Annotated in this window: 24 protein-coding genes; 15 read left to right on the forward strand and 9 right to left on the reverse strand. The window is 63.8% G+C overall.

Annotation, left to right across the window (positions count from 1 at the left end):
- Positions 1–262: 262 nt before the first annotated feature.
- Entirely contained in the window at positions 263–1,816 is a 1,554-nt protein-coding gene (locus V6657_RS08660) for an MFS transporter (RefSeq protein ID WP_048932998.1), read from the reverse strand.
- 64 nt (positions 1,817–1,880) lie between these two features.
- On the opposite strand from V6657_RS08660, the gene V6657_RS08665 reads away from it, so the two are divergent.
- The 12 genes from V6657_RS08665 (at position 1,881) to V6657_RS08720 (ending at position 13,945) form a co-directional block, all read left to right on the forward strand.
- The gene (locus V6657_RS08665) at positions 1,881–2,846 is read left to right on the forward strand and encodes a LysR family transcriptional regulator (RefSeq protein WP_048932993.1); all 966 of its coding nucleotides are present in this window, start codon (positions 1,881–1,883) and stop codon (positions 2,844–2,846) included.
- A gap of 40 nt (positions 2,847–2,886) precedes the next feature.
- Positions 2,887–3,381: a CreA family protein gene (locus V6657_RS08670; RefSeq protein WP_048932999.1), complete on the forward strand. Its 495-nt coding sequence runs from the start codon at positions 2,887–2,889 to the stop codon at positions 3,379–3,381.
- Between the two features lie 160 nt (positions 3,382–3,541).
- The gene (locus V6657_RS08675; RefSeq protein ID WP_021194451.1) at positions 3,542–3,718 is read left to right on the forward strand and encodes a hypothetical protein; all 177 of its coding nucleotides are present in this window, start codon (positions 3,542–3,544) and stop codon (positions 3,716–3,718) included.
- A gap of 376 nt (positions 3,719–4,094) precedes the next feature.
- On the forward strand, positions 4,095–4,622 hold the full coding sequence (locus tag V6657_RS08680; protein WP_048932994.1) for a (2Fe-2S)-binding protein: 528 nt from the start codon (positions 4,095–4,097) through the stop codon (positions 4,620–4,622).
- Between the two features lie 19 nt (positions 4,623–4,641).
- Positions 4,642–7,020: a xanthine dehydrogenase family protein molybdopterin-binding subunit gene (locus V6657_RS08685; protein WP_048933000.1), complete on the forward strand. Its 2,379-nt coding sequence runs from the start codon at positions 4,642–4,644 to the stop codon at positions 7,018–7,020.
- Positions 7,021–7,035: 15 nt separating this feature from the next.
- Entirely contained in the window at positions 7,036–7,842 is an 807-nt protein-coding gene (locus V6657_RS08690; RefSeq protein WP_048932995.1) for a xanthine dehydrogenase family protein subunit M, read from the forward strand.
- 21 nt (positions 7,843–7,863) lie between these two features.
- Positions 7,864–8,760, forward strand: a complete 897-nt coding sequence (locus V6657_RS08695; RefSeq protein ID WP_048932996.1) for a MoxR family ATPase — start codon at positions 7,864–7,866, stop codon at positions 8,758–8,760.
- Between the two features lie 2 nt (positions 8,761–8,762).
- A complete protein-coding gene (locus V6657_RS08700) occupies positions 8,763–10,022 on the forward strand; it encodes a VWA domain-containing protein (protein WP_182570808.1) in 1,260 nt (419 codons plus the stop codon).
- Entirely contained in the window at positions 10,013–10,660 is a 648-nt protein-coding gene (locus tag V6657_RS08705) for a carbon monoxide dehydrogenase subunit G (RefSeq protein ID WP_048932359.1), read from the forward strand. The genes V6657_RS08700 and V6657_RS08705 overlap by 10 nt, the downstream gene beginning before the upstream one ends.
- 49 nt (positions 10,661–10,709) lie before the next feature.
- On the forward strand, positions 10,710–11,741 hold the full coding sequence (locus V6657_RS08710; protein ID WP_048932358.1) for an XdhC family protein: 1,032 nt from the start codon (positions 10,710–10,712) through the stop codon (positions 11,739–11,741).
- Positions 11,742–12,022: 281 nt separating this feature from the next.
- Positions 12,023–13,126, forward strand: a complete 1,104-nt coding sequence (locus V6657_RS08715; protein ID WP_048932357.1) for an SDR family oxidoreductase — start codon at positions 12,023–12,025, stop codon at positions 13,124–13,126.
- A 96-nt stretch (positions 13,127–13,222) separates the two neighbouring features.
- Positions 13,223–13,945 (forward strand): MgtC/SapB family protein, encoded by a 723-nt coding sequence (locus V6657_RS08720; protein ID WP_082170119.1) that lies wholly within the window; start codon positions 13,223–13,225, stop codon positions 13,943–13,945.
- A 9-nt stretch (positions 13,946–13,954) separates the two neighbouring features.
- On the opposite strand, the gene V6657_RS08725 is transcribed toward V6657_RS08720, so the two are convergent.
- The 3 genes from V6657_RS08725 to V6657_RS08735 all read right to left on the reverse strand — a co-directional run bounded on the left by V6657_RS08725 (position 13,955) and on the right by V6657_RS08735 (position 17,481).
- Positions 13,955–14,482, reverse strand: coding sequence for a hypothetical protein (locus V6657_RS08725; protein WP_248694704.1), 528 nt, complete (start codon positions 14,480–14,482; stop codon positions 13,955–13,957).
- Between the two features lie 64 nt (positions 14,483–14,546).
- The gene (locus V6657_RS08730) at positions 14,547–16,088 is read right to left on the reverse strand and encodes a methyl-accepting chemotaxis protein (RefSeq protein ID WP_048932355.1); all 1,542 of its coding nucleotides are present in this window, start codon (positions 16,086–16,088) and stop codon (positions 14,547–14,549) included.
- A 160-nt stretch (positions 16,089–16,248) separates the two neighbouring features.
- The gene (locus V6657_RS08735; RefSeq protein WP_048932354.1) at positions 16,249–17,481 is read right to left on the reverse strand and encodes a DUF2252 family protein; all 1,233 of its coding nucleotides are present in this window, start codon (positions 17,479–17,481) and stop codon (positions 16,249–16,251) included.
- A 35-nt stretch (positions 17,482–17,516) separates the two neighbouring features.
- Between V6657_RS08735 and V6657_RS08740 the strand changes: the two genes are divergently transcribed.
- Both V6657_RS08740 and V6657_RS08745 read left to right on the forward strand, forming a co-directional pair.
- Positions 17,517–19,376, forward strand: coding sequence for a glycoside hydrolase family 15 protein (locus V6657_RS08740; protein ID WP_048932353.1), 1,860 nt, complete (start codon positions 17,517–17,519; stop codon positions 19,374–19,376).
- 58 nt (positions 19,377–19,434) lie between these two features.
- Positions 19,435–19,668 carry a DUF1289 domain-containing protein gene (locus V6657_RS08745; RefSeq protein ID WP_048932352.1) on the forward strand — a complete coding sequence of 78 codons (234 nt, stop codon included), beginning with the start codon at positions 19,435–19,437 and terminating at the stop codon, positions 19,666–19,668.
- Between the two features lie 54 nt (positions 19,669–19,722).
- Here the strand turns inward: V6657_RS08745 and V6657_RS08750 are convergent, their stop codons facing one another.
- Positions 19,723–21,159, reverse strand: coding sequence for an aldehyde dehydrogenase family protein (locus tag V6657_RS08750; RefSeq protein WP_048932351.1), 1,437 nt, complete (start codon positions 21,157–21,159; stop codon positions 19,723–19,725).
- 153 nt (positions 21,160–21,312) lie between these two features.
- On the opposite strand from V6657_RS08750, the gene V6657_RS08755 reads away from it, so the two are divergent.
- Positions 21,313–21,840, forward strand: a complete 528-nt coding sequence (locus V6657_RS08755; RefSeq protein ID WP_048932350.1) for a hypothetical protein — start codon at positions 21,313–21,315, stop codon at positions 21,838–21,840.
- On the opposite strand, the gene V6657_RS08760 is transcribed toward V6657_RS08755, so the two are convergent.
- The 4 genes from V6657_RS08760 to V6657_RS08775 form a co-directional block, all read right to left on the reverse strand.
- Positions 21,837–22,625, reverse strand: a complete 789-nt coding sequence (locus V6657_RS08760; protein WP_248694703.1) for an alpha/beta hydrolase — start codon at positions 22,623–22,625, stop codon at positions 21,837–21,839. The two genes, V6657_RS08755 and V6657_RS08760, sit on opposite strands and share 4 nt — an antisense overlap.
- A gap of 63 nt (positions 22,626–22,688) precedes the next feature.
- Positions 22,689–23,936 carry a polyketide synthase gene (locus tag V6657_RS08765; RefSeq protein ID WP_082170118.1) on the reverse strand — a complete coding sequence of 416 codons (1,248 nt, stop codon included), beginning with the start codon at positions 23,934–23,936 and terminating at the stop codon, positions 22,689–22,691.
- 90 nt (positions 23,937–24,026) lie between these two features.
- Positions 24,027–24,281, reverse strand: a complete 255-nt coding sequence (locus tag V6657_RS08770; RefSeq protein ID WP_048932346.1) for an acyl carrier protein — start codon at positions 24,279–24,281, stop codon at positions 24,027–24,029.
- A gap of 276 nt (positions 24,282–24,557) precedes the next feature.
- The gene (locus tag V6657_RS08775; RefSeq protein ID WP_048932373.1) at positions 24,558–26,180 is read right to left on the reverse strand and encodes an ABC-F family ATPase; all 1,623 of its coding nucleotides are present in this window, start codon (positions 26,178–26,180) and stop codon (positions 24,558–24,560) included.
- Positions 26,181–26,248: the final 68 nt, after the last annotated feature.

Here is a 26,248-nt window from a genome sequence, read left to right on the forward strand (position 1 = left end):
CACCCAGCGTCAGCACATGCCCCCAGACGGTGTGGCCGTACCCTGCCCTAGATGGCGCCTTGAATTTCTGTTGCAGGGAGGAAAAAGGAAGGAGGCTTGTCTGAGCGCAGCGAGTTTGCCTCCTTCCCCTCCCTGCGACATAAATTCAAGGGGAAGTCGCCATCTCGGGCGCGCCTTTCTTTGCTTACTTTCTTTGGCAAGACAAAGAAAGTGAGTCAGCCCCGGCAGGGGATGAAACAGGGGATGCACCCGCAACGCAAACTCAGCGCAAATGCCGCTGCAACCAAATCGCCCCAGCACACACCAGTGCAACCACCGCCCCCCAGGCAAATAGGTCCCCCACAGCCAGCAACGTCGCCTGCCGATCAATCTCAGCAGAAATCCGCACCAACTCAACCCCCTGCAACGGATGCGGCCACTGCCAGGCCGGCGTGAGCGCACTCACATGCCCCACCAGATCCGTCCGATGCTGCGCCTGCCCCCGCTGCAGCAGCAGCGTGGCGCCCATCGTGCCGAAGGCCTGCGCCCAGGCCCGCATGATCCCCTTGAACTGATAGGCATGGCCGAAATCTTTGGCCGGCAGATCCACATACGTCAGCCCCGCCACCTGGATCACCACAAACATCCCCACCATGCCTTCGATCATGAAGGCCGGTGCCACTGCCGCCACCGAGGCCCCCGGCATCGCCACATGCGACATCCACAACAGCGCCGTCGCCATCAGCACAAAGCCGATGGAGATCAGCACCCGCTTGGGCGGCAGCACGTTGGTCAACTGAAAGTTCAAGATGCCCAGCACCACCGTCACCAGCCCGCCCAGGCTGATGAGCTGCGCAGTGGTCTCATAACGGAAGCCCAGGCCGTTCTGCAACAGGCTCGATGAGAGAAAACTCCACGCGCTGGCAAACATGTAATAGATGGCGTAAAAGACCATCCCCATCATGAAACGGCGTTGCAGCGTGGCGCGCAGGTCCACCCACGGCAGCGGGTGGCCTGTCTGGCGGATACCGATCCAGAGGATGAGCGCCACCACGGCAATGATCGGCACCACCTGCGCAGGCGAGCCATCCGGGTGCACGAAGCGCGCCTGCTGAAACCCGTGCAGCGCAATCAGCGCAGCCAGCCCGAACGCAATGGCGGACGGCCAATCGAGCGAAGCGAAGTCGCTCTTGCGCTCCTGCATTTTCGGGTGCGGATAGAACGCCGCCACCAGAACGCACACCACCACGGCCACCAGCAACTGCGCGACAAAGGTGGCGCGCCAGCCAAACTGCTCGTTCAGCGCGGCCGACAGGATCGGCGACACGCAACTCAACCCGAAGATGCCGTAGATCATCCCCTTCATCATCGTGCGGCGTTCATGCGCCGGGCTGTGCTGCACGAAGATGCGCGAGGTAGACAACATCGGCCCGCCGCCAAACCCCTGCACGGCCCGGCCGACGATCAGCATCGTGCCGCCCTCGGCTGCCGCGCACATCAGCGTGCCGACGATGAACACCCCCAGCGACAGCAACGTGTGCTTGCGGTACGTCATGTGATCGGCCAGCCGGCCCATCACCAGAATCGCCAGGCTGGCCGCCGCTGCATAGGCCGTCACAGCCCACAGGTAAACATCCTGTGAGGCCAGCACCCCGCCTTCGATATGCGGCCCCGCAATCGAAAACATCAGGTTGGACATGTAGTCCACGCCCGTCGCCAGCCCGATCACCATGCCCACCATGCGCAATTCCATGCGGCTGCCGACGGTCGATTCGGCAACCGGGGGGCGTGGCGCGGGCGCGGGGGAAACCATGTGGTCTGTGCTTGGCGTGTTCATGCTGGGATGGTAATTTGCCTGAAAACCGGCGGAAACCGCCATCCCACAAATTCATTGTTCAATTATGCGAACGACGGACTGGAACGACTGGGACACGTTTTGCACCGTGGCCACCCTTGGCAGCTTCACGCGTGCGGCTGACCGGCTGGGGCTGCCCAAGTCATCGGTCAGCACAGCCGTGTCACGACTGGAAGGCAAACTGGGCGCGCGCCTGTTCGAGCGTAGTACGCGTCGCCTGCGCCTGACCGACGCCGGCGAGGCCCTGCTGCGCGACGCCGGCCCATTGTTCCAGCGGCTGCGCGAAGTGTCAGAAGATGCGGCGGCGACGTTCCAGTCGCCGGCAGGTACCCTGCGCATTGCCATGCCCTATGAATTTGCCGCCAGACAATTTGCCGAGGTTGTGCTGGAAGTCATGCGCAAGCACACCGGCCTGCGCATCGAGGTGGATGTGGCCCCGCGCCAGATCGCCCCGCTTGCCCAGGGCTACGACATCATGCTGACCGTACCGCGTGGGCCGCTGCCCGATTCCGGCCTGGTCGCCCAGCGCGTGTTCGACCTGCGGCGCGCGGTGGTGGTCGCCCCGCAACTGCTGGAACGCCTGGGGCCGCTTACCCACCCCGATCAACTGGCCGATTGGCCCTGCCTCGGTATCTCGAACGAATCCGAATGGCAGTTCCGCACACCCGGCGGCGAGACCATGAACTTGCCGCTGGACTTCCGCATGCGCACCTCCAATAGCGAACTGCGCATGCAGGCGGCCATTGCCGGCCTGGGTGTTGCGCGCATCACATCCGTGTTCGCCACGGATCTGATCACCTCGGGTGCGCTGCAAGAGGTGTTGACCGATTTCCAATCCCCGCCGATGCGCGTGTATGCCATCTTCCCCGGCCGCCGTCTGATGCCGGCCAAGGTGAAGGTGTTCATGGACGCCCTGCACCGCCGCATCGAGCACTCCCGCCAGCATGCCGACGTCCGGCCCACCTTCGTTGACGAAACGACGCCGCCGTGGCCGCCGGAATCCCTGCTTTGACCTTGCCTCAAGACGCTTTCTTCTAAATACCCATATGACGATGCGCTCCTTTGCCCGCTCCCCCATCCGCGTTCTGACGCTTCTCCTGACCGTCGGCACGCTGTGCACGACGGCGTGCTCCCGTGCTGAAGACATCGGCAGCGTCAGCACCAATTTCCGCATCACCGGCTCGGACAAGATCGTCATCGAGGCCTTTGATGATCCGCTCGTGCAAGGCGTCACCTGCTACGTATCGCGCGCCCGCACGGGTGGCATCAAGGGCACGCTGGGCGTGGCCGAAGACGTGAGCGAGGCCGCCGTGGCTTGCCGCCAAGTCGGTGACATCACCTTCGTCAAGCCGCTGCCGCAGCAGGACGACATGTTCACGCAGCGCTTGTCGCTCATCTTCAAGACGCTGCACGTGGTGCGCACGGTCGACCGCAAGCGCAACGTGCTGGTCTACCTGACCTATTCGGACAAGGTCATTTCCGGCAGCCCCAAGAACAGCGTGACGGCGGTGCCGATCCCGGCCAGCCAGCCGATTCCGGTCAAATAAAGGCCCCATGCGGCGCGAGCACCACGATGGTGCACCGCAACGTGAGCGTGGTAGCCAAACAACGCCGGCTGGTGCATACGTAGGCTTACGTATGGTGCATTGCAATATTTGGTCTATCATAGGGGTATTCCCTAACCGGGAAATCCCTAAGAGGCCAATCATGCAAAACACGAACGACCTGAAGCTGACCGACCAACTCGAACGCGAACTCATCGAGCGCGAAATGTCGGAAGGTATTTACTACTATCGCCGCCCGTCGGGCCATGCGTTCTCCTTCGCCCAGTTCTTCTCGGCAATCGCGAACCTGTTCAGCACGCAACGCACCGCCAAGGCCTAATCCGCCTGCATTGTCGATGGGCGTGTGCCCAAGCTAGCTGTGTAGCGTAGTCATCGCAATACCAGAAGTACCGTGCGCCGGCCGCGTGTTTTTACACTCGCCGCCACACCCGCCAGGTCATGACCGCCTGGTGCCAATCGAGGGCCGGATTCCGGCCCTTTGTCATTTCTGCGGCGCCTGCTTTGCGCAACCCGCTGCGTGCCGCGGCATCCTCCTTTCACCTCTGCTGCCCCCAACCGCGCTGCGGTTGTCTTCTCATTTGCCTGTGCTTTACTGAGTAGAGCCGCGACCACCGATATCGAGACCACGCACGCATTTCCGCTGCAAGGAAGGCACACAGCGTGGCACCCGGCGCCCATCCCCCAAGGAGACTTCCATGGCGATCAGCCTCAAGCTGTCGGTCAACGGTGCGCCTGTCACCGTCAGTGTCGAACCCCATACCCTGTTGGTCCAATTGTTGCGCGAGCACCTGCGCCTGACCGGTACGCACGTTGGCTGCGATACCGCGCAGTGCGGCGCCTGCACGGTGCACATGAACGGACGCGCGGTGAAATCGTGCAACATCCTGGCCGTCCAGGCTGACGGCGCCGAAGTGACGACCATCGAAGGGCTGTCAAAAGATGGTGCGCTGCACCCGATGCAGGAAGCCTTTCGCGAGTGCCATGGCCTGCAATGCGGCTTCTGCACCCCCGGCATGGTGATGGCTGCCACGGCGCTGGTCGCGCAACACCCCCATCCGGATGAACACATGGTGCGCGAGCAGCTCGACGGCAACCTATGCCGCTGCACCGGGTATCACAACATCGTGCGCGCCGTGATGAAGGGCGCCGAAGCCATGGCCGAGGCCGAGGGCAGCGACGCCTCACTGCAAAACCTGGCCGCCGCGCGCGCCCACGCTGCCTGACATGAGCGAGGAGACCACCATGAACGCTCCCGCAGAACCCAACAACCACCTGATCGGCGCATCCGTCAAACGCAAGGAAGACTTCCGCTTCCTCACAGGCGCCGGACAGTACACGGACGACGTCGTCCAAGCGCACCAGTCGTACGCCGTATTCCTGCGCTCGCCGTATGCGCATGCCCGCATCAAGCACATCAACGCGGATGCGGCGCGTAAGCATCCGGGTGTCCTGGCCGTACTCACGGGCGACGACCTGGCTGCCGACAAGGTCAACGGCCTGCCGTGCGGCTGGCTGATCCACAGCATTGACGGCACGCCGATGAAGGAGCCGCCCCACCCCGTGCTCGCGCAAGGCAAGGTGCGCCACGTGGGCGACCAGGTGGCGCTGGTGGTAGCCGAATCGGTGAAGATCGCCAAGGACGCCGTCGAGATGATCGACGTGGAGTACGACGAACTGCCCGCCGTGGTGGACACCGCCACCGCACCAACGGCCGGCTCCGCCGTGCACGACGACGTGCCCGACAACACCTGCTACACCTGGGGCCACGGCGACAAGGCCGCCACCGACGCCGCCTTCGCCAAGGCCACGCATGTGACGCAGCTGGATATCGTCAACAACCGGCTGATTCCGAACGCGATTGAGCCGCGCGCCGTCAACGCCAGCCATTCGCGCCAGGACGACAGCTACACGCTCTACGTCGCCAACCAGAACCCGCACGTGGAACGCCTGCTGATGTCGGCGTTCGTGCTGGGCCTGACTGAAGCCAAGGTGCGGGTGATTGCGCCGGACGTGGGCGGCGGGTTCGGCTCGAAGATCTTTCTTTACCCGGAAGACGTCGCGCTCACGTGGGCATCGAAAAAGGTCGGCCGGCCGATCAAATGGACGGCCGAGCGGTCCGAATCCTTCCTGACCGACGCGCATGGCCGCGACCACGTCACGCACGCCGAACTGGCGCTCGACGCGCAAGGCAACTTCCTCGCCATGCGCGTGCACACCACGGCCAACATGGGCGCGTACCTGTCGACGTTTGCCAGCAGCGTGCCGACCATCCTGTACGCGACGCTGCTTGCCGGGCAGTACAAAACACCAGCCATCTACGCCGAAGTCAAAGCGGTCTTCACGAATACCGCGCCCGTGGATGCCTACCGTGGCGCCGGGCGGCCGGAAGCCACGTATGTGGTCGAGCGGCTGGTCGAAACCGCTGCACGCGAGTTGCAAATCGATCCTGCAGAACTGCGCCGCCGCAACTTCATCCGCACGTTCCCCTACGCCACACCCGTTGGCCTGACGTACGACACGGGCGACTACGAGCCCCTCCTGCAACGCGCCATCGAACTGGCCGACGTGAAGGGTTTTGCAAAACGCCGCGACGCCTCACGCGCCAAGGGCCGGCTGCGCGGCATGGGCTATTCCTGCTACATCGAGGCGTGCGGGCTTGCGCCATCGAACATCGCTGGGGCGCTGGGGGCACGGGCTGGCTTGTTTGAAGCCGGCGAAATCCGCGTGCACCCGACGGGCTCCGTCACGGTATTCACCGGCTCGCACAGCCACGGCCAGGGCCATGAAACGACCTTTGCGCAAGTCGTGGCCGATCGCCTGGGCGTGCCGATCGAGAACATCGAGATCGTGCACGGCGATACCGGCCGCATCCCCTTCGGCATGGGCACGTATGGTTCGCGCTCGATTGCCGTGGGCGGCTCGGCCATCATGAAGGCGCTCGACAAAATCGAGGCCAAGGCCAAGAAGATCGCGGCGCATCTGCTGGAAGCCTCGGCGGAGGACATCGAGTTCAAGGACGGCGTCTTCCGCGTGGCCGGCACGGACCGCACCAAGACCTTCGGCGAAGTCGCGCTCACGGCCTACGTGCCGCACAACTACCCGCTCGACAAGTTGGAACCTGGGCTGGATGAAAACGCCTTCTACGACCCGACCAACTTCACCTACCCTGCCGGCGCGTACATCTGCGAAGTGGAAGTCGACCCCGACACCGGCGAGGTGCATATCGATCGATTCGTTGCGGTGGACGACTTCGGCAACATCATCAACCCGATGATCGTCGAGGGGCAGGTGCATGGGGGGCTTGGCCAGGGCATAGGCCAGGCGTTGCTGGAGCGCTGCGTGTACGACGAAACCGGCCAGTTGCTGACGGGCTCGTACATGGACTACGCCATGGCGCGCGCCAACGATCTGCCGAGCTTTACGGTGGAAACCGCCAAGGGCACGCCGTGCACGCACAACCCGCTGGGCGTGAAGGGCTGCGGCGAAGCTGGCGCCATCGGCTCACCGCCGGCACTCATCAACGCCATCGTCGATGCGCTGGCACCGCTGGGCGTGAAGGACATCCAGATGCCCGCCACGCCGCACCGTGTGTGGCAAACCATTCAAGCGGCCAAGGCCTAGGTAGAGGAGCCCACCATGTACGACTTCGAGTACCAGAAAGCCACGGACGCCCAGACCGCTGTCACCGCGCTGAAAACGCACGCAGACGCCAAGTACCTCGGCGGCGGCCAGAGCCTGCTGGCGGCGATGAAGCTGCGGCTGGCACAGCCCTCCACGCTGGTGGATGTCACGCGCATTCCCGGCATGACGGGCATCCGCTCGCAGCCGGGTGTGATCACCGTGGGCGCGGCCACACGCCATGCCGACGTGGCCGAGAGTGACGAGATCCTCCGCATGCTGCCCGCGCTGGCGGAACTGGCCGGCGGCATTGGCGACAGGCAGGTGCGCGCCATGGGCACACTGGGCGGGTCGCTCGCCAACAACGACCCGGCTGCGTGCTATCCGGCCGCTGTGCTGGGGCTGAATGCCACCGTCGTCACAGAGCGGCGCAACATTGCGGCGGACGATTTCTTCCTCGGCATGTACGAGACGGCGCTGGCGGCAGACGAGCTCATCACCGAGGTGCAATTCCCTGTACCGGACCAGGCCGCGTACGTGAAATTCCGTAACCCGGCCTCGCGCTTTGCGCTGGTGGGCGTGTTTGTCAGCCGCAAGGGCAACAACGTGCGTGTGGCGATCACGGGGGCGGCACCGTGCGTATTCCGCTGTACGCCTCTGGAACAGGCGCTCGGGGCCAGCTTCACATCGGAGGCAGCGCGCAAGGTGGTGGTGTCGGCCGATGATCTGGTGGGCGACCTGCATGCCTCGCCGGAATATCGGGCGCACCTGATTCCAGTGCTGACAGCGCGCGCGGTTGAGCAGGCGTTGGCGCACCATCACTAAGCGCATTTGCTAGGAAACTGCATGCCGGTCGACTCCATCGACGACTGCATCGCGCAACTGCAAGGCCAGGGCTACTTTGCCAGCCGTGAGTTGGCCACGGCCCTGTTCCTTGCGCTGCGCATGCAGCGGCCGCTGTTTCTGGAAGGCGAGCCCGGCGTCGGCAAGACCGAGCTGGCGAAGGCGGCGGCCGGGCTGCTCGGCACGTCGCTGCTGCGGCTGCAATGCTACGAAGGGCTGGACACCGCCAGCGCCCTCTACGAGTGGGATTACCCGCGGCAGATCATGGCGTTGCGCCTGGCCGAAGCGGCGGGTGAAAAACCGCGTGCCGACACGCTTTACCGTGATGAATTCCTCCTCAAGCGCCCTTTGCTGCAGGCGCTGCTGCCTGACCCTGCCCACCCGGATACGCCACGCGTCCTCCTGATCGACGAGATCGACCGCGCCGACGAACCGTTCGAAGCGTTCCTGCTAGAGCTGCTGTCGGATTTCCAAGTGTCGATCCCGGAATTTGGCACCGTGCGTGCGCAGGTGATTCCGCTGGTCATCATGACCTCCAACCGCACACGCGAGGTGCATGACGCGCTCAAGCGACGCTGCCTGTATCAGTGGATCGGGTACCCCGACAAGGCGCGTGAGCTGCAGATCGTGGCGCAGCGCGCGCCTGAAGCCGCCGCCCATCTGCAGCAACGCGCGGTGGATTTCGTGCACCGCCTGCGTGGCATCGACCTGTTCAAAGCCCCCGGCATTGCCGAGGCGATCGACTGGTGCCGCGCACTGGCCGCACTCAACGTGATGGAGCTGGATCCGCAATCCGTGCAGGACACGCTGGGCGTGCTGCTCAAGTACCAGGACGACCTAGCCCGCGTGGACGCACCCACCATCGAGCAACTGCTGGCGGCACCCGCGTTGCCGGAGTAGCCATGAACACGTTGACCACGCCGTTACCGACGCAGTTGCCCATCCTCGCCCGCAACGTGACGCACTTCGTGCGCCTGTTGCGCAACGCCGGCATGCCGCTTGCGCCCTCACGCGCCGTGGATGCCATCGAAGCCATGGGCCATATCGACATTGGCCGCCGAGATGACGTCAAAGCCGCGCTGACCGCCTTGCTGGTCTCGCACCCGGACGAACGCACGCTGTTCGATGCCGCATTCAACGTGTTCTGGCGCGACCCCGATTGGGAGGGCAAGCTGCGCGCCCTGCTGCTGCCCAAGGTGCGGGGCGGCATTCCCCCCGCGCGCAGCAACCGCCTGGCCGATGCGCTGCGCGCGCAGCCGTCGACCAATCTGCCGCCCGGCCCAACGCCCGACGGCGAGCGGCACGACATCATTGCGCCAATGGCGTTTTCCGCAAACGAAGCGCTGCGCACGCGCGATTTCGACACGCTCAACGCTGCGGAATGGCGCACGCTGCAGCACATGATCCGGCGCAGGCGCGTGCACTTGGCGCAGGAGCGCACGCGTCGGCTGAAAGCAGCCTCACGCGGACGCCATCCGGACCTGCGCGCCACCGCTCGCCAGGCCGTGCGCGCCGGCGGCGACTGGACAGGCTGGAAGTACCGCCAGCCGGTCGACCGCACACCCCCGCTCGTGCTGCTGCTCGATATCTCCGGCTCGATGAGCCGCTATTCGCGCGCGGTGCTGTACTACTGCCACGCGCTGCTGCAATCGCGCGAGCGCATCCAGGCCTTTCTGTTCGGCACGCGGCTGACGAACGTATCGCGGCATCTGCGCGAGCGTGATCCGGACATTGCCGTGCAAGCCATCGCGCAGCTCGTGCCGGACTGGTCCGGCGGCACGCGCATCGGCACAGCACTGGCCGAGTTCAACCGCCGCTGGGCGCGCCGCACACTGTCTGGTCGTGCCACCGTGCTGCTCGTGACCGACGGGCTCGACCACGAGCACATCGACCTGCTCGACACCGAGATGGCCCGCCTGGCGCGCTTTGCCCACCGCATCGTCTGGCTCAACCCATTGTTGCGCTTTGCCGGCTTTGAGCCCCGGGCACGCGGCGTCCGGGCCATCCTGCCGCACGTCGACGCGATGGTGCCGGCGCACCATTTCGACAGCCTGGCGGCGCTGGAGCAGGAATTGGCGCATGCGCGCCGCGCCCCATTTCCACGCCCCCATCACTCTCGGCCCACCCCTACCCCAGCCCACCCAACCGCCCCATGGAACTAGCCCAGACCCATCTCTTGCCTGTACCGCTGCAGACCGCCTGGGATGCACTCAACGATCCGGCCGTGCTGCAGCGCTGTATCCCGGGCTGCGAGAGCATCACCGCGGCCGGCGACCATGCCTACGAGGTCGCAATGACAGCGGCCGTCGGCCCCGTCAAGGCGCGCTTCAAGGGGCGCATGGAACTCACCGATATCGCGCCGCCGCGCAGCTACACCCTGCATTTCGACGGCCAGGGCGGCGCCGCGGGTTTCGGCAAAGGCAATGCACAAGTGGAACTCTTGCCCGAGGGGCCGACGGTCACGCGGCTCTCCTACACCGCCAACGCGCAGGTAGGCGGCAAGCTCGCGCAGATCGGCTCACGCTTGATTGACGGCGCTGCGCGCAAACTGGCCGACGAATTCTTCCAGCGTTTTGCGGCAGAATTCGGCCCCGCCTCCGATGACGCGGCCGCGCTCGACAACCAGCCCGCCGAACATGCCATCCCGGATCTGGCAGCCGGCGAACTCCAGGCCCACGGGGCGCCACAAAACGCACCGGTCATCAGCCCCGCCGTGCAACCTCGCAATCCGTGGCCGTGGATCATCGTGGCCGTAGTGGCCGTGGCGGCGGCCTACCTGTTTTTGCACCACGGGGCATAATCGGGCATCCCCCGCATCGAATACCGCGCATAGGCGCAGGAAACGCATCATGGACAGCGTCGATCTTGAAGTCTTGAAAACCAGCGTGCGCTGGCTGGAACAGGGGCGGCGTGTGCTGCTCGTCACCGTTGTGAAAACCTGGGGCTCATCGCCCAGGCCCGAAGGCGCCATGCTCGCGCTGCGCGACGATGGTGTCGTCGTCGGCTCGGTATCGGGCGGCTGCATTGAAGACGACCTGATCGACCGTGTGCGCCGCGAAGGCCTGCAGCAGGTCAAGCCCGAGGCCGTCAAATACGGCATCAGCGCCGAAGAGGCCCACCGCTTCGGCCTGCCCTGCGGCGGCACGCTCCAGCTTGTGCTGGAGCCGCTCAACGCCGCCAGCGGCCTGGATGCCCTGCTGCACGCCGTGGAAGCCGGTCAGCTTGTCGCCCGCACGCTCGACATGTCCACGGGCGCGACACAACTGCAGCACGCCACCGTCACCGATGGCCTGCAGTTTGATGAAGAACGCCTCGTCACCATTCACGGGCCACGCTATCGGATGCTCGTCATCGGCGCCGGGCAGCTCTCGCGTTATCTATGCCAGATCGCCGTGGGCCTGGACTACCAGGTGACCGTGTGCGACCCGCGCGAAGAGTACAGCGAGGAATGGGATATCCCGGGTGTCGCCATGGTTCGCACCATGCCCGACGACACGGTCATGGCCATGAAGCTGGATGAGCGCTGCGCCGTCATCGCTCTCACGCACGACCCCAAGCTCGACGACCTGGCGCTCATGGAGGCGCTCAAGACGCCTGCCTTCTACGTGGGCGCGCTCGGTAGCCGCCGCAACAACGCCAGCCGCCGCGAACGCCTGAAGGAGTTCGACCTGACCGAGGCGGAACTGGCACGCCTGCACGGCCCGGTAGGCATCTACATCGGCAGCCGCACGCCGCCGGAGATCGCCATCTCCATCCTGGCCGAGGTGACAGCCGCCAAGAACGGCGTTTCGCTGCCGACCATCCTGCAGGTGGAAGGGGCCAAGGCCGCGCGCGAAATTGCGGCCAATGCCACGTCCAGCTGCGCAGTGCCGCATGCCTGAAGTCTGACTTCTAGCGTGAAAGGTCTACAAAAGGGCGTGCCGAAAGGCGCCTGAAAGGTTACATTCTTATAAATCGCTGATTCTGCGCGGCTTTTGACCGTACCGCACAACACCTGTCATGCGGCGCGGCGAGTCTCGCACCTTGCGCGCCCTGCGGATGTTCCCGCTCAGGACTTGCGCGCACCATCAGCATTCCGTGTCCGCACATGCGGCACCGATGCGGTTATTGGCAGGCGGGTTGGTCGCTCGCTTCGCACTTCAAAGATTTCGAGCTTTCTCGCATGAGTATTCTGCTGACCGGCGCGACCGGTTTTGTGGGCGGCGCTATTGCCGCAGATCTGTCTGCCAAAGGTTTGCTGGCCGATACGCGCTTTGCCGTGCGCGGTGACACGCCCGCGGACGGGCTCGCGCGCCTGCGCAGCAACCTGCGCCGGTTCCAGTTGCCGCAAGCCGTGCTGGACGGCATCACCGAATCGCAGATCGTGCCGTTCGACCTGCGCAACGCCGGCGAGGCCAAGCTGGGCGACCCGGAAGTCATCATCAACTGCGCGGCGCTGGCAACGTTTTCGAACCATCCGTCGCTGTGGGATACCAATGTGGGCGGCGTGCTGGCGTTGGGCAAACTGGCTGCGCAGGGCTCGCGCCTCAAGCGCTTCCTGCAGATCGGCACGGCCATGTCGTGCGGCCAACTGGCCAACCACCATGTCCACGAAAGCTGGGAAGTGCCGCCGATCGAGCAGCACGCCGTGCCCTACACGTATTCCAAGGGGATGGCCGAGCTGAAGCTGCGCGAAGCCGTGCCCGAGCTGCCGCTGGTCGTGGTGCGGCCGTCCATCGTGGTTGGTCACAGCACGCTGGGCTGCGAGCCCTCGGGCAGCATTTTCTGGATGCTGCGCATGGTGGCCCTGCTGGAGACCTTCAGCTGTCAGTTGTCGGACCGTGTCGACATCCTGCCAGTGGACGACTGCGCCGAGGCCATCGTCCGGCTGGCGACCAAGCCCACGCTGGCGCACGACCTGTACCACATCAGCGCCGGCGATACGAACTCCGAGCGCATCGAAACGCTGTACCCGCGCTTCAAGCGCTGCAAGACCCCGGAAGAAGACGCCCAGGCGTTGGCCGGGTACGTGTATCAGGAAAAAATCGCCGAGAAAGCATTGGCGCGTAAATTCCTGAGCATGACGGGTGACGGCAATGTGCGACTGGTCGCGCGCTGCATCCACCTGTATGCCAAGTTCGCCAGCATGAGCTACGTGTTCGACAACACGCGACTGGTGCAGGAGACCGGCTTCCAGCCGCGCTCCCTGCTCGCCTACCTCGACCGCTGCCTCGACACGTCGGACGCCGTGCCGATTCCCGAGCAGATGCAGTGGGACTATAAGTAGCCGTCAGGCCTACCCGGTTTGCACGGCGTGTCATGGCGCCGTGTTATAACCATCGGCGCTTTTACCAAGACTCCGGTCTAAAACAAGGAGCCGCCGATGGTGCTGCAATCCCTCGCCAACCTCAATGTCACTACGCTGGTGGATTCGTTCATCAGCCTTACCGCTGCCTTTGCGCTCGGCTCACTGATCGGTTTCGAGCGACAGGTCAGGCAGCGGACGGCCGGTTTGCGCACCAACGCGCTGGTGGCAGTGGCGGCGGCGGCCTTCGTCGACATGGCCGCGCAGATCGGTACCCCATCGGACACCACCCGCGTGATCGCCTACGTGGTGTCCGGCGTCGGTTTCCTGGGCGCCGGCACCATCATGAAGGAAGGGTTGAACGTGCGCGGGCTGAACACGGCCGCTACGTTGTGGGGCTCGGCTGCCGTGGGTGCAGCCGCCGGCTCCGACCTGATCGGTCAGGCGATCTTGATTTCGCTGTTTGTGCTGGCCTCGAACATTCTGCTGCGGCCCGTGGTGAACCGCATCAACCGCACGCCGCTGAACAACCAATCCGCTGAAGTCACGTACACCATGTGCGTGATCACGGCGCGCGAGCGCCAGAAAGAAGCCTTGGCCGACCTGGAGCGCCTGCTGGAAGAAGCCAGCTACCCCGTCAGCGACCTGTCGGTCGAGCCCTTTGGCGAAGACCATGTGGAAATCGAAGCCATGCTGATGTCCACCGCCGTCAATGCCGTCGAGCTGGACCGCATCGTCACTGTGCTGCAAGCCCAGCCGCACATCGCCCAGGCGTTCTGGAACCCGAGCACGACGGAATAACCGCAGCGCTCAAAGCTCCTGCGAGGCCGCCAGGGCCATGATCTTGGCCCAGCGCTTCGCCTCCTGGCGATTGCGCATCGGAATCGGCCAATCCGCCTGCGCCTGATGCTTCAGGCGCAGCGCCAGAGACCACGCGCCGCCGCGCTCAACCGCGTCGGCGCCGGCAATGTCGGCAAAGAGGAAGCGCGCGTCCTGGTCATGCAGGCGCAATGACCCGCGCTTTTGTTCGGCATCAACAGCAATCTGCCCCCAGCTCCCGCTCAGGGACACAACCCGCTGCCCTTTCACGTTGACGCCATGCACCGCGCGATAGCGGCGGACAACGCTGACGACAGCTCCGGCGATGAGGGCTGCCGCAATCAACACCGCCGCGCCGCCCGCGATGGCACCGTACGCCGAAGCAACCGTTACATACAGCCGGACCGCGCCATAGATAAGCAGGCCAACCAGCGCAAACGCGGCAATGATGAACGGCATGGTGTGATTCCTTGATCCTTGGATGTGCGTTCCGGTTATATCAACCGAAACGGCGCTCAAGGCAAGTCATTGCCACACATGCCGATCAAATCGATCGCTTGTATCAAATCCGGTATGGATCGGGTCAGGCCAATCGGAACGCCGCAATGGCAGCGTTCAGCACCTGTGCCTGTTCTTCCAGCGACTCGGCCGCCGCGGCCGCCTGCTCCACCAGCGCGGCGTTCTGCTGCGTGGCTTCGTCCATCAGCGTGACGGCCTTGTTGACCTGTTCGATGCCCGAGCTTTGCTCATTGGAGGCAGCGGCAATCTCGCCCATGATGTCGGTCACGCGGCGGATGGAGGCGACGATATCTTCCATCGTGGTGCCGGCACGCTCGGCCAGCGCACTGCCCGTCTCCACCTTGGACAGCGAGGCCTCGATCATCTCCTTGATTTCCTTGGCCGCTGCGGCGCTGCGCTGCGCGAGGTTGCGCACCTCGCCCGCAACCACGGCAAAACCACGACCCTGCTCACCGGCGCGGGCGGCTTCCACGGCGGCGTTCAGCGCCAGGATGTTGGTCTGGAAGGCAATGCCGTCAATCACGCCGATGATCTCGGACACCGTACGCGACGATGCGTTGATCTCGCGCATGGTCGCCACCACGTCAGTCACCACCGCGCCGCCCTGGCTGGCTACATGGGAGGCGCTGTCGGCCAGTTGGCTGGCCTGACGGGCGTTGTCGCCGTTCTGGCGCACGATGGAGGTCATCTCTTCCATGCTGGATGCGGTTTCTTCCAGCGAGCTGGCCTGCTCTTCCGTGCGTTGAGACAGGTCGGCATTGCCGGCAGCAATCTGCTTGGTGGCTGCGCCAATGGATTCGGAGCCGGTGCGCACGCGGCGCACGGTGTCGGTCAATGCACCCTGCATGCGGGCCAGACCTTCGAGCAGGCGGCCCATCTCGTCCCCACGGTCGACATGCACGGGCTGTGTCAGATCACCCGCGGCAATGCGGTCGAATTGCGCCAGCGTCGCGTTCAGCGGCCCGACAATGGCGCGCAGCAGCGACCATGCGCACACCAGCGCCACCAGCAATGCAAAGACGATGGCCGCAATCACGATCATGCGGAAACGCGCGTAGGCATCGCGCGATTCATCGTAGTTGGCCTTGGAGAAGGCGAGCTGCTTCTTGCTCAGTGCCAGGCTGGTGTCATTGGAATCGCGGAAGGCCTTGGAGACGCCCTTATCCATGATCTTGTCGGCCGTGGCGCGGTCACCGGCGCGCAGTGCCTTGATGATGTCGCGCAGCGTGCCCGATGCGGCCTCACGCTTGGTGGCGACATCCTTGGCCAGGCGCTCCTCTTCATCGTCGCGCGGCAGGGCCAGGTATTTTTTCCACGCCTCGTCCGAGCGGGCGATCAGCTCTTCGGTACGGTCGAGCAACTGCATCGCGCCCTTGTCTTCCGGATACAGCATCGCCTTATCGAGCGCAGTGCGGGCGCGCGTGAGGCTCAGGTCGGATTCGCCCAGGGCCAGCGCAGACGGAAACTGGTTGGTGAAGGTCTGTTCATGTGCACGATTGGCGTCACGCAGGCCAAGCAGCCCGGCCACACCAATCAGCAGGGCCAGCAAAAACAGAATGGAAACCGTAAGCACCAGACGGGTGCGGATGGTCAATCGGGCAGACATGGGCGCTGGAGGGTGGCAAGGAGTGACGTGCACGGCTTCTCACGCAGGCGCGACGATCGCGCCGGGCGGCCGGCTACCTTGGCACTATCGGTCGCCCACGGCGGGAACTTGAGGCCGGCATGCCCAATGCATCACCTGACACCGCCCCTGGCTCAAGGCTTTAGCCTGCCTTGCCCTTGCGCGCCTGCTGGTAGTCCTCTGCAAACTCGGCCCATTGCTTGAGCGACACCTTGCGCCCATGCGTGGCCAGCTTCAGCGCTGATTTGCGCCATGCCGTGCCGGAAGCGTAGTCCTGCACCGTCTCAACCAGATCGGTGCCGAGGCGGCCACAACTGCGCAGATGGCACCAGGCAGCCACGTGGGCCATGGTCTGCAGCGCATCGTCCAGGTTGGCGACAACGTGCTTACCGGAGCCCAGCTCCACGCGGTCGGCCGTCGGCTGCAGGCTTTTGACCACGTAAGACTTCGGCTTTTCACCCTTGGCCCCGTAAACGACGCCACGCAGCAATGCCGGCGAAATCGCCTGTGAGATCCGCTGGATGCCGACCACACGCCCTGCCTCGCTATGCCACGGCGCCACGCTGCACGCGTCGCCCAGCGTGTCTGCCCAGACGCTCGGTACGGAGAGCTTGATGTCGATCAGACGCAGGGTGTCGGGGTCGTTCTCTGGGCGGGCCAGCACCGAATAGCGCTCCAGCCCCAGGCTGCCCGTGCCGGCAATGCGACGCGCGACATCTACGGCAACAAAGCGCTGGCCGTGTCCGTTGCCCTGCTCGGCATACGCCTGGAGAATGCGGCGCGCGCGGCGGGCCTCATCCTTGCTGGCATGTAATGTGCGGCGCCCATCGATGCGCAGGGTGATCTGGTTGCCGTTGCGTTCCGTGCGCTCGGCAATGTAGGCCGCACGGTTGCGCCTGCGCAGGCCGCGCAGCAGAGTACGCACGATGCCGGTGGCGGTGGCACGCTCGACCCAGCGTGGTTTGCCGTCGACCAGCGCAGCCGCATAGGTATCGAGAAACCGCCGGCAGAGGTTGTTTGCGTCTTCGTCGGCCAGCTTCCAGCTGTGCGCAGCCACTTGCAGGCTGGACAGTACGCGCACAAGGTCGACCGTAAACGGTGCGGTGAGTGCCTCGTCGAAATCGTTCATGTCGAAGTAGACCAGGCCGTTCTCACCCTTGAAGCTGCCGAAGTTCTCCAGGTGCAGATCACCACAGACCAGCGTGCGGGGAGCTTCGTGCATGAGCGGCGCATCGATCATCGACGCCGCATACAGATTGTTGGTGCCGCGAAAGAACGAGAACGGATCGGCGGCGATGGCAGCCAGCTTGCGCGTGAGGCGCTCCGGGTCTCGCCCGGCGTTGTACTCAAGAATGACGCGGGTACTCTCGTGCATGGTCGCTGCCTTATCGATTGTTGGAGTGGAGTGCAATGCCCTCGAAAATCGAAGATTACGCCCTGATCGGTGATTGCGAAACCGCGGCGCTGGTTTCGTGCGACGGGTCTATCGATTGGCTGTGCTGGCCCCGGTTTGATTCAGGCGCCTGTTTTGCCGCGTTGCTGGGCACACCTGATCATGGCCGCTGGCAGATCGCGCCGCAGGGTGGCACGCATTCGATCCGCCGCCGTTACCTGCCCGGCACGCTTGTGCTGGAGACCATGTTCGAGACCGACACCGGCACCATCAGCCTGACCGACCTGATGCCTGTACGCCTGCCGGGTACACCCAGCGCGCGCAACGATACGTCGGATCTCGTGCGCATCGTGCGGGGCATTTCGGGCGCGGTTGCCATGCGTATGGACCTGACGTTGCGCTTCGACTACGGCGCCTCCGTGCCGTGGGTCAGCCGCGTGGTCGAAACCACCGGTGCCCCTGCCGACAGCGCATGCGACACCCCCGACTGCGTACTGCGTGCCATTGCCGGCCCTGACATGGTGACGCTGCGCACGCCGGCCCTGCTCCGTGGCGAGAACCTCTCCACCGTGGCCGAATTCACGGTGGCCGAGGGCGAGGCCATGCCCTTCGTGCTGACGCATTCACCATCGCACCTGCCGCTGCCGGCCTCCATCGACGCGCTGGAAGCCCAGTTCGACATCGAGGCGCGCTGGCGCGCGTGGTCGAGTCGGTGCCACGGCGCCGGTGAATGGACAGAGGCCGTCGAGCGCTCGCTCATTACGCTCAAGGCGCTGACGTATCACCGCACCGGCGGTGTGGTCGCCGCGCCCACCACGTCGTTGCCCGAACAACTCGGCGGCGTACGCAACTGGGACTACCGCTACTGCTGGCTGCGCGACGCCACCCTCACGCTGCTCGCCCTCATGAACGCCGGCTACTACGACGAGGCAAGCGCCTGGCGCGCCTGGCTCGAACGCGCCATCGCCGGCAGCCCCGCACAGGTGCAGATCATGTACGGCATTGCCGGTGAGCGCCGCCTGGGCGAATGGACCGTGCCCTGGCTACCCGGCTATGAAGGCGCTCAGCCCGTGCGCATTGGCAACGCCGCCGCCCTGCAACTCCAGCTCGATGTCTACGGTGAACTGATGGACGCGCTCTACCTCGCCCGCAAAGGCGGCCTGGCGGGCGACGACGCTTCATGGCGCTTGCAGCTCGCATTGATGACGCATCTGGAAGACATCTGGCAGCTCCCCGACGAAGGCATCTGGGAGGTGCGCGGCCCATCCCGGCACTTCACCCACTCCAAGGTGATGGCCTGGGTGGCTTTCGACCGCGCTGTCAGAAGCATCGAGCAATTTGGCGTGGAAGGCCCACTTGAGCGCTGGCGTGCCGTTCGCGACCGCATTCATGCTGAAGTCTGCACGCGTGGCATCCACCCACGCCGCGGCTGTTTCGTGCAGAGCTACGGCGGTGAAGAGGTGGACGCCGCCTTGCTGATGCTGCCGCTGGTGGGCTTCCTGCCCGCAGCGGACACGCGCATCCAGGCCACCGTGCGCGCCATCGAGGAGGATCTGCTCGTCGATGGTCTCGTGCGCCGTTATCGCACCGAGGCCGTGGCGGACGGGCTGCCGGAAGGCGAAGGCGTCTTCCTCGCCTGCAGCTTCTGGTACGTCGACAACCTCGTCCTCCAGAGCCGCGATGAAGAAGCGCGCGCGTTGTTCGTGAAGCTGCTGGCGCTGCGCAATGACGTGGGCTTGCTGTCGGAAGAGTACGACCCGCGCGTGCGTCGGTTGGTGGGCAATTTTCCGCAGGCGTTCTCGCATATCGCGCTGGTGAACTCAGCGCTGGCATTGTCCGCCGCGGCCGATCATGTCAGCCAGCGAACGCGCACCTAGAAACCGGAATCCGCCATCCCGGTAGAATGGCGGCCCTGCTGATTCAACTGCCCCTGCCATGCCCGATGACCTTTCCAGTGCGCCCGAAAGCACCCTGCTCGGCCGCCCCGACAGCCCGTGCGTCGGCATCTGCTCGACCCTCTTCGATGAGGTCTGCCAGGGCTGTGGGCGCACCCAGCTGGAAGTCAGCAACTGGGTGTTCATGACCGACGAGGAGCGCAACGTGGTCTGGACGCGCATCCTGGCCGAAGGCACAGCCCAGGGCTACAACCCCGACGGTAGCCGCAAGTAAGCGCCAAAGGAAAACCCGGCCGAAGCCGGGTTTCTTGTTGACGCAGCCAACCGATCAGGCCGTCTGCGCGGGCTTGAGCTGCAGCGCCTTGTATTCCAGGAACTCCTCCAGCCCATACTTGCCGTTCTCGCGCCCGTTGCCGGACTGCTTGTAGCCGCCAAACGGCGCCTGCATGTTGAACGGCCCGCCGTTGATGTCGACCTGCCCGGTGCGGATGCGCCGCGCCACGCGAATCGCCCGCGCCTCATCCCCCGACCACACGCCGCCGCCCAGGCCGTAGATGCTGTCGTTGGCGATGCGGATGGCGTCATCCTCGTTGTCGTAGCAGATCACGGTGAGCACGGGGCCGAAGATTTCTTCGCGCGCCACGGTATCGGTGGTCTTGACGTTACCCAGTACCGTGGGCTTGACGAAGAATCCGGTCGACAGCCCTTCCGGTGCTTCCGGCCCGCCGGTGATCAGGTCGGCGCCCTCTTCCAGGCCCTTGCGGATGTAGCCCAGCACGCGGTCGCGCTGCACGGCGGAGATCAGCGGGCCCAGGCGCGTGGTCTCCTGCGCTGGGTCGCCCGGCACATAGGCAGCAGCAAACTGCGCGGCCAGCGCCTTCACCTCTTCGTACTTGGCACGCGGCACCAGCATGCGCGTGTGCGCAGAGCAGGTCTGCCCCGAGTTCAGGAAACACGCCGACAACGTGCCCTTGACCGCCGCTGACAGGTCCGCGTCATCCAGGATCACCGAGGCGGACTTGCCGCCCAGTTCGAGCGCCACGCGCTTGACCGTTTGTGCTGCCAGCTCGGCCACACGCTTGCCCGCGCGCGTCGAGCCCGTGAACGACACCATGTCGACGTCCGGGTGGCTCGCCAGCACCTCGCCCACCACCGGGCCGTAACCGGTGACGAGGTTGAACACGCCCGGCGGCAGGCCGGCCTCTTCAATGACTTCCGCCAGCACAAACGCGTTGAGCGGCGCCACTTCCGACGGCTTGAGCACCACCGTGCAGCCGGCAGCCAGTGCGGGCGCAACCTTCAGCGTGATCTGGTTGAGCGGGTAATTCCACGGCGTGATAGCGCCCACCACACCCACCGGCTCGCGCACCACCAGCGAGTTGGCGACCTGCTCTTCAAATTCAAATTTGCCGAGCAACTTGGCGACGTTGCCCCAGTTGAACACCGGGCCGCCCACCTGGATGGCGCGCGCCAGCTTGATCGGCATGCCGACTTCACCGGCAATCAGCTGCGCCAGTTCTTCACTTCGGGCCTTGAGGCCATCGGCGATCTTCTGGATGTACTCGGCGCGCTTGGCCACGGGCGTAGCGGCCCAACCATCAAACGCTGCACGGGCGGCGGCTACGGCGGCTTCGGCATCGGCAGCACTGCCTTCAGGGATCGTCCCCATCACCTCTTCGGTGGCCGAATGAATCACTTCAATGACGCCCCTGCCCTGCGGCGCCACCCACTTGCCATTGATGAAAAGCTTGTCGCGTTGCTGCATCGTTGCTTGTCTCGCTCTGTTGGATGCGCGGTTTGCGCGTTGTGCTATCCGGGTTGTGACTAGGATCGCCGTCGCTACCCGGGCGGTTATGATCGTCCTATTGTAGAGCCAGCAGAGCGCGCACTGCAGACGCGCCGGCCGAGGGAGACAAGCATGACCACCAGCATCTATCAGAAGACGGACAAGGGGCAGGAGGAAATCCGCACGCGCGCCTACCACCTGGATCAGAAGCATCGCGCGCTGTTGCTGATGGTCAATGGCGAAAAAACCTGCGACGAGATCCTCGTCCAGCTCGCCCCACTGGGCATGAACCAGGCGGTATTCGAAGAGCTGGAGCACGCCGGATATATCCGATCCCATGGGGTTGGGGCAACGCCCGCCAAAAGTGAACCCGCCTCCGCACTGGACACCCCTGCCGCACCTGCGCCAAACGCCATCTCCAGCGAGCGCGGCGTTGAAGGCTATCAGCGCCTCTACCGCTTCTATACCGAGACCATCAGCCGTTACCTCGGCCTGCGCGGCTACCTGCTCGAAATGAAGGTGGAAAAAGCCGGCAATGTCGCCGACCTCGTCGCCCTGCGCGACACACTCAAGGCTGCACTTGCCAAGGCGCGTGGCGAGCCGGAAGCCGCCAACGTCATCGCCCAGCTGGATCTGCTGATCGACGAAGCGACGAGCTAGCGGCGATCCAGCTTGGCCAGAAAACTCAGCAGCGCCTGCGTAACAAACTCGGGCTGCTCCAGGTTGGATGTATGACTCGCGTCAGGGACTTCCACGTATCGGCATCCGATGCGCTCGGCCATTTCCCGCGATTCCGACGGCGGTCGTACCGAGTCATGTTCGCCGCACATGACCAAGGTGGATGCTGCAGCCAGGCCATCTAAAAGAGACCGCCGATCGACGCGCTGAAAAATCATGCGCCCGATAGGGATGATGCTTTCCCGCAATGCCTCCGCAGACCTGGACGAAAGCTGCTTCCGAAACGATGCCTTCAGGGAAGCCGTGGTGGATGCCGAACCACGGAAGAACAGGGATACCGCCTCATCGAGCAAGGCTGGGGAGAACGCTCCGCTAGCCTCAAGGCGATCCAGCATGTCTAAGAAATAGGCTTGCGGCCCCGCCGGTTCTGCGCCGAGATGCGTCCCTATCAACACCACCCCCTCCGCTCGCGCAGGTGATATCGACGCAAGCTCGGCCGCCAGCATTCCCCCGATCGATTGACCGACCAGGACGTAGCGTTCCACTTCCAGACTATCGAGCAGTTGCTGTAGTTGGCGAGTCAGTGCTGCCAAGCCTTCCGTGCCCTTAGGCAACGGCCCTGAGCTGCCATGCCCCCACAGGTCCGGAACAATGACGCGGTAGTGCGCCTCGAGCGCCTGGACCTGAGGGGTCCACATGAACGCGTTTGCAAGATAGCTGTGCAGCAGGACGATCGTCCTACCCTCGCCACGATCCATGTAGTACATGGACTGATCCACCAGCTTGATTCTTGGCATCCCGATCGGCCCTCCTGCGCGACAGCGCAGATCTCAAGCGTTGTGCGAGGCCAAGAGAACATGCGCGTTGGTGCCGCCCAGGCCAAACGCGCTGACCCCCATGAAATACGTTTGCTCGGGGCTCAGTGCGCGCGCGTCGTGTACCAGTTGCACAGGCGACGCAGCATCAAGCAACGGCGCGGGCTCATCCGCATAGGCGCTTGATGGCACATGCCGGTGGGTCAGCATGAGTGCCACTTTGATCAGCCCCGCAATACCTGACGCGGCCTCGGTGTGGCTGATGAGCGTTTTGACCGATCCCAGGGCGCAGGCCGATTCCCGACCTTCAAAGACCTGCTGCAACGCCTTGATCTCCATGTGGTCGCCCTGCCTGGTACCTGTGCCGTGCCCCTCGAGGTAAGCGATCTCGCTCGGCTGAACACCCGCCTTGTCATAGGTTTGCCGTAGCAACGCCACCTGTGCCTGAACATTGGGAGCCGTAAAGCGGCTGCTTTGCCCGCCATGATTGACCTGGCTGCCACGAATAACGGCATAGCCACGACGGCGCTCGGCAGGCAAGTCCTCTTCACGGCGCAGCACTAATACGCCTACACCCTCCGCCCGCCCGATCCCGTTGGCGCGATGGCTGAACGACCGGCAGTGACCATCCGGAGATCCCACCCCCACCATCTGATAGAACTTTTGCAGCGGGGCGGACAGGATCACATTGACGCCGGCCACCACGGCCACATCGCATTCGCCATCACGCAGCGCGCGAACGGCATGATGCAGTGCCACGAGCGACGAAGAACACGCTGTATCAATCGTCATGCTTGGACCATGGAGATCCAGTTCGTAAGACAAGCGGTTGGCAATCAAGCACAAGCCGTTGCCCGTGATATTCATGCCCTCGATATTGGACACGTCGCCAAACTGGAGATACGCCAGATCATTTGCCATTGCGCCAACGAACACGCCGGTCTGGCTTCCCTTGATTTCGTCGACGGTCAGGCCAGCATCTTCCAGAGCCTTGCATGCATGCATCAGCACCAGCTTTTGCTGAGGATCCATCCAGAGCGCCTCACGCTCCGGAATATGGAACCGATCGGCATCGAAGGTATTTTCATGGTCGATATACCCCCCAGTGACCGGTATACCCAACGCTTCCGCCGCACCAAGAAGTTCATTTCGATGCAGAGGTGGAAACCCCACAGCGGAACGATTTTCCCTGATCAACTGCCAGTAGGCATCGAGCCCGTCGCCCCCGGGAAAGTGACAGCTCATGCCAGCAATGACAATCATGTGGGTCCTTTGCCAAAACGCATCGCCATTGGTAGAAGCTTCAGCTACCAGGGCGAAAACAAAAGCGAGGGATAAAGCGAAAGCGCGGTATCAGCCCGAGACAACCTGGGCTAGATGGGCGGCCATTTTGTCGATCGTGGGGTAATCCCAGGAAATCGTCGGATCGATATCCTTACCAAGCCAATCACTGAGTTTGGTAAACAGTTCGCCAACCGCCACCGAATCCACGCCGAGCTTCTCTACAGAGATGTCGCATTTAATATCTTGTGGCGAACTCTGGGTCTCTTTCGCCACATTTTCTACCAACCACGATTTGATCTCGTCCTGCGTGATAACTGAACTCATAACACCCCCTCATTTGAATTACCCGAATTGAACTCGCGAGTTCGGTTCTTCAATCTGGTGCGGATATTGTTATGAACCACTAACATTGGCTGAAATTGCGCCCAGTGATGGAGATCACGATATGCCACCGATAATCCGATGACAAACTGCAAATAGCGTTATTTCAACCGCAGCTACATGAGCCGAATTGCAGGCTTGCAGCAGTGTGCAGGCAACAAAAAAGGCGGCTCATCTGGCCGCCTTTCTTGTTAAGTACGCGTTCAGCGCACGTGAAGCTCAGACTTCCACACCTTGGCTCTGCAGGTACTCGTCGTACGTGCCGAGGTAGTCGGTCATCGTGCCGTTCGGACGCACTTCGATAATGCGCGTGGCCAGGGCGCTGATCAGCTCGCGGTCGTGCGACACGAAGATCAGCGTGCCCTCGAACTTGTCGAGCGCAATCTGCAGCGACTCGATCGACTCCATGTCCATGTGGTTGGTCGGCTCGTCCAGCGCCAGCACGTTGTGGCGGCCCAGCATCAGCTTGCCCCAGATCATGCGGCCTTTCTCACCACCGGAAAGCACCTTGACGCTCTTCTTGATGTCGTCGGCCGAGAACAGCAGGCGGCCCATCGTGCCGCGCAGGGATTGGTCATCGTCGCCGGCCTGCGTCCACTGGCTCATCCAGTCCATCAGGTCGCGGTCTTCGGGGAATTCTTCGTAGGTGTCCTGCGGCATGTAGCCGACGTTGGCGTGCTCGGCCCATTTGATGCTGCCGCCGTCGATCTCGATGCCGCGCTGCACGCCGGTTTTGACCGCACCGTTGAGCAGCGAGCGCAGCAGCGTGGTCTTGCCCGCGCCGTTCTCGCCGATGATGGCGATCCGTTCACCGGCCCGCACGGCCATGGTCAGGTTGTCGAAAATCTTGCGGTCGTACGTCTTGCGCGCGTTTTCGGTTTCCACTGCCAGGTTGTGCAGCTTCTTCTCGAATTCGAAGCGCACGAACGGGTTCTGGCGCGACGACGGCTTGATGTCTTCCACCTTGATCTTGTCGATCATCTTCAAACGCGACGTGGCCTGACGGGCCTTGGACTTGTTGGCCGAGAAGCGGCGCACGAAGTCCTGCAAGTCGGAGATGCGCTCCTTGGCGCGCGCATTGGCGGCCTGCAGGCGTTCACGTGCCTGCATGGAGGCTTCCATGTAGTCGTCGTAGTTGCCCGGGTAGACCTTGAGCGTGCCGTAGTCCATGTCGGCCATGTGCGTGCAGACCGAGTTCAGGAAGTGGCGATCGTGGGAGATGATGATCATGGTGGAATTGCGCTCGTTGAGCACCGATTCCAGCCAGCGGATCGTGTTGATGTCGAGGTTGTTGGTCGGTTCGTCCAGCAGCAGCACGTCCGGGTTCGAGAACAGCGCCTGCGCCAGCAGCACGCGCAGCTTCCAGCCGGGCGCGACGTCGCTCATCGGGCCGCTGTGCTGCTCGGTCGGAATGCCGACGCCCAGCAGCAGTTCACCGGCACGTGCCTCGGCGGTGTAGCCGTCGTATTCGGCGTACTTGGCCTCCAGGTCGGCGGCCTTCATGTAGTCGTCGTCCGTGGCTTCCGGGTTGGCGTAGATGGCGTCGCGCTCTTGTGCGGCGGCCCACATTTCGGTGTGGCCCATCATCACCACGTCCAGCACGCGCATGTCTTCATAGGCGAACTGGTCCTGGCGCAGCTTACCGAGGCGCACGCCCGGTTCCAGCATCACGTTGCCAGCGCTCGGCTCCAGATCGCCGCCCAGGATCTTCATGAAGGTCGACTTGCCGCAGCCGTTGGCGCCGATCAGGCCATAGCGATTGCCCTCGCCAAACTTGACCGAGATGTTCTCGAACAAGGGCTTGGGCCCGAACTGCATGGTGATGTTGGCGGTGGAAAGCACGTGGAAACCTTGATTTGAAAAGCGGTGATCTGGCGCCGCAAGCACTTGGTGAACGCTTGCGATGGACG

Origin of the sequence: Ralstonia sp. RRA, from assembly GCF_037023145.1 — a bacterium.
Classification (GTDB): Bacteria; Pseudomonadota; Gammaproteobacteria; order Burkholderiales; family Burkholderiaceae; genus Ralstonia.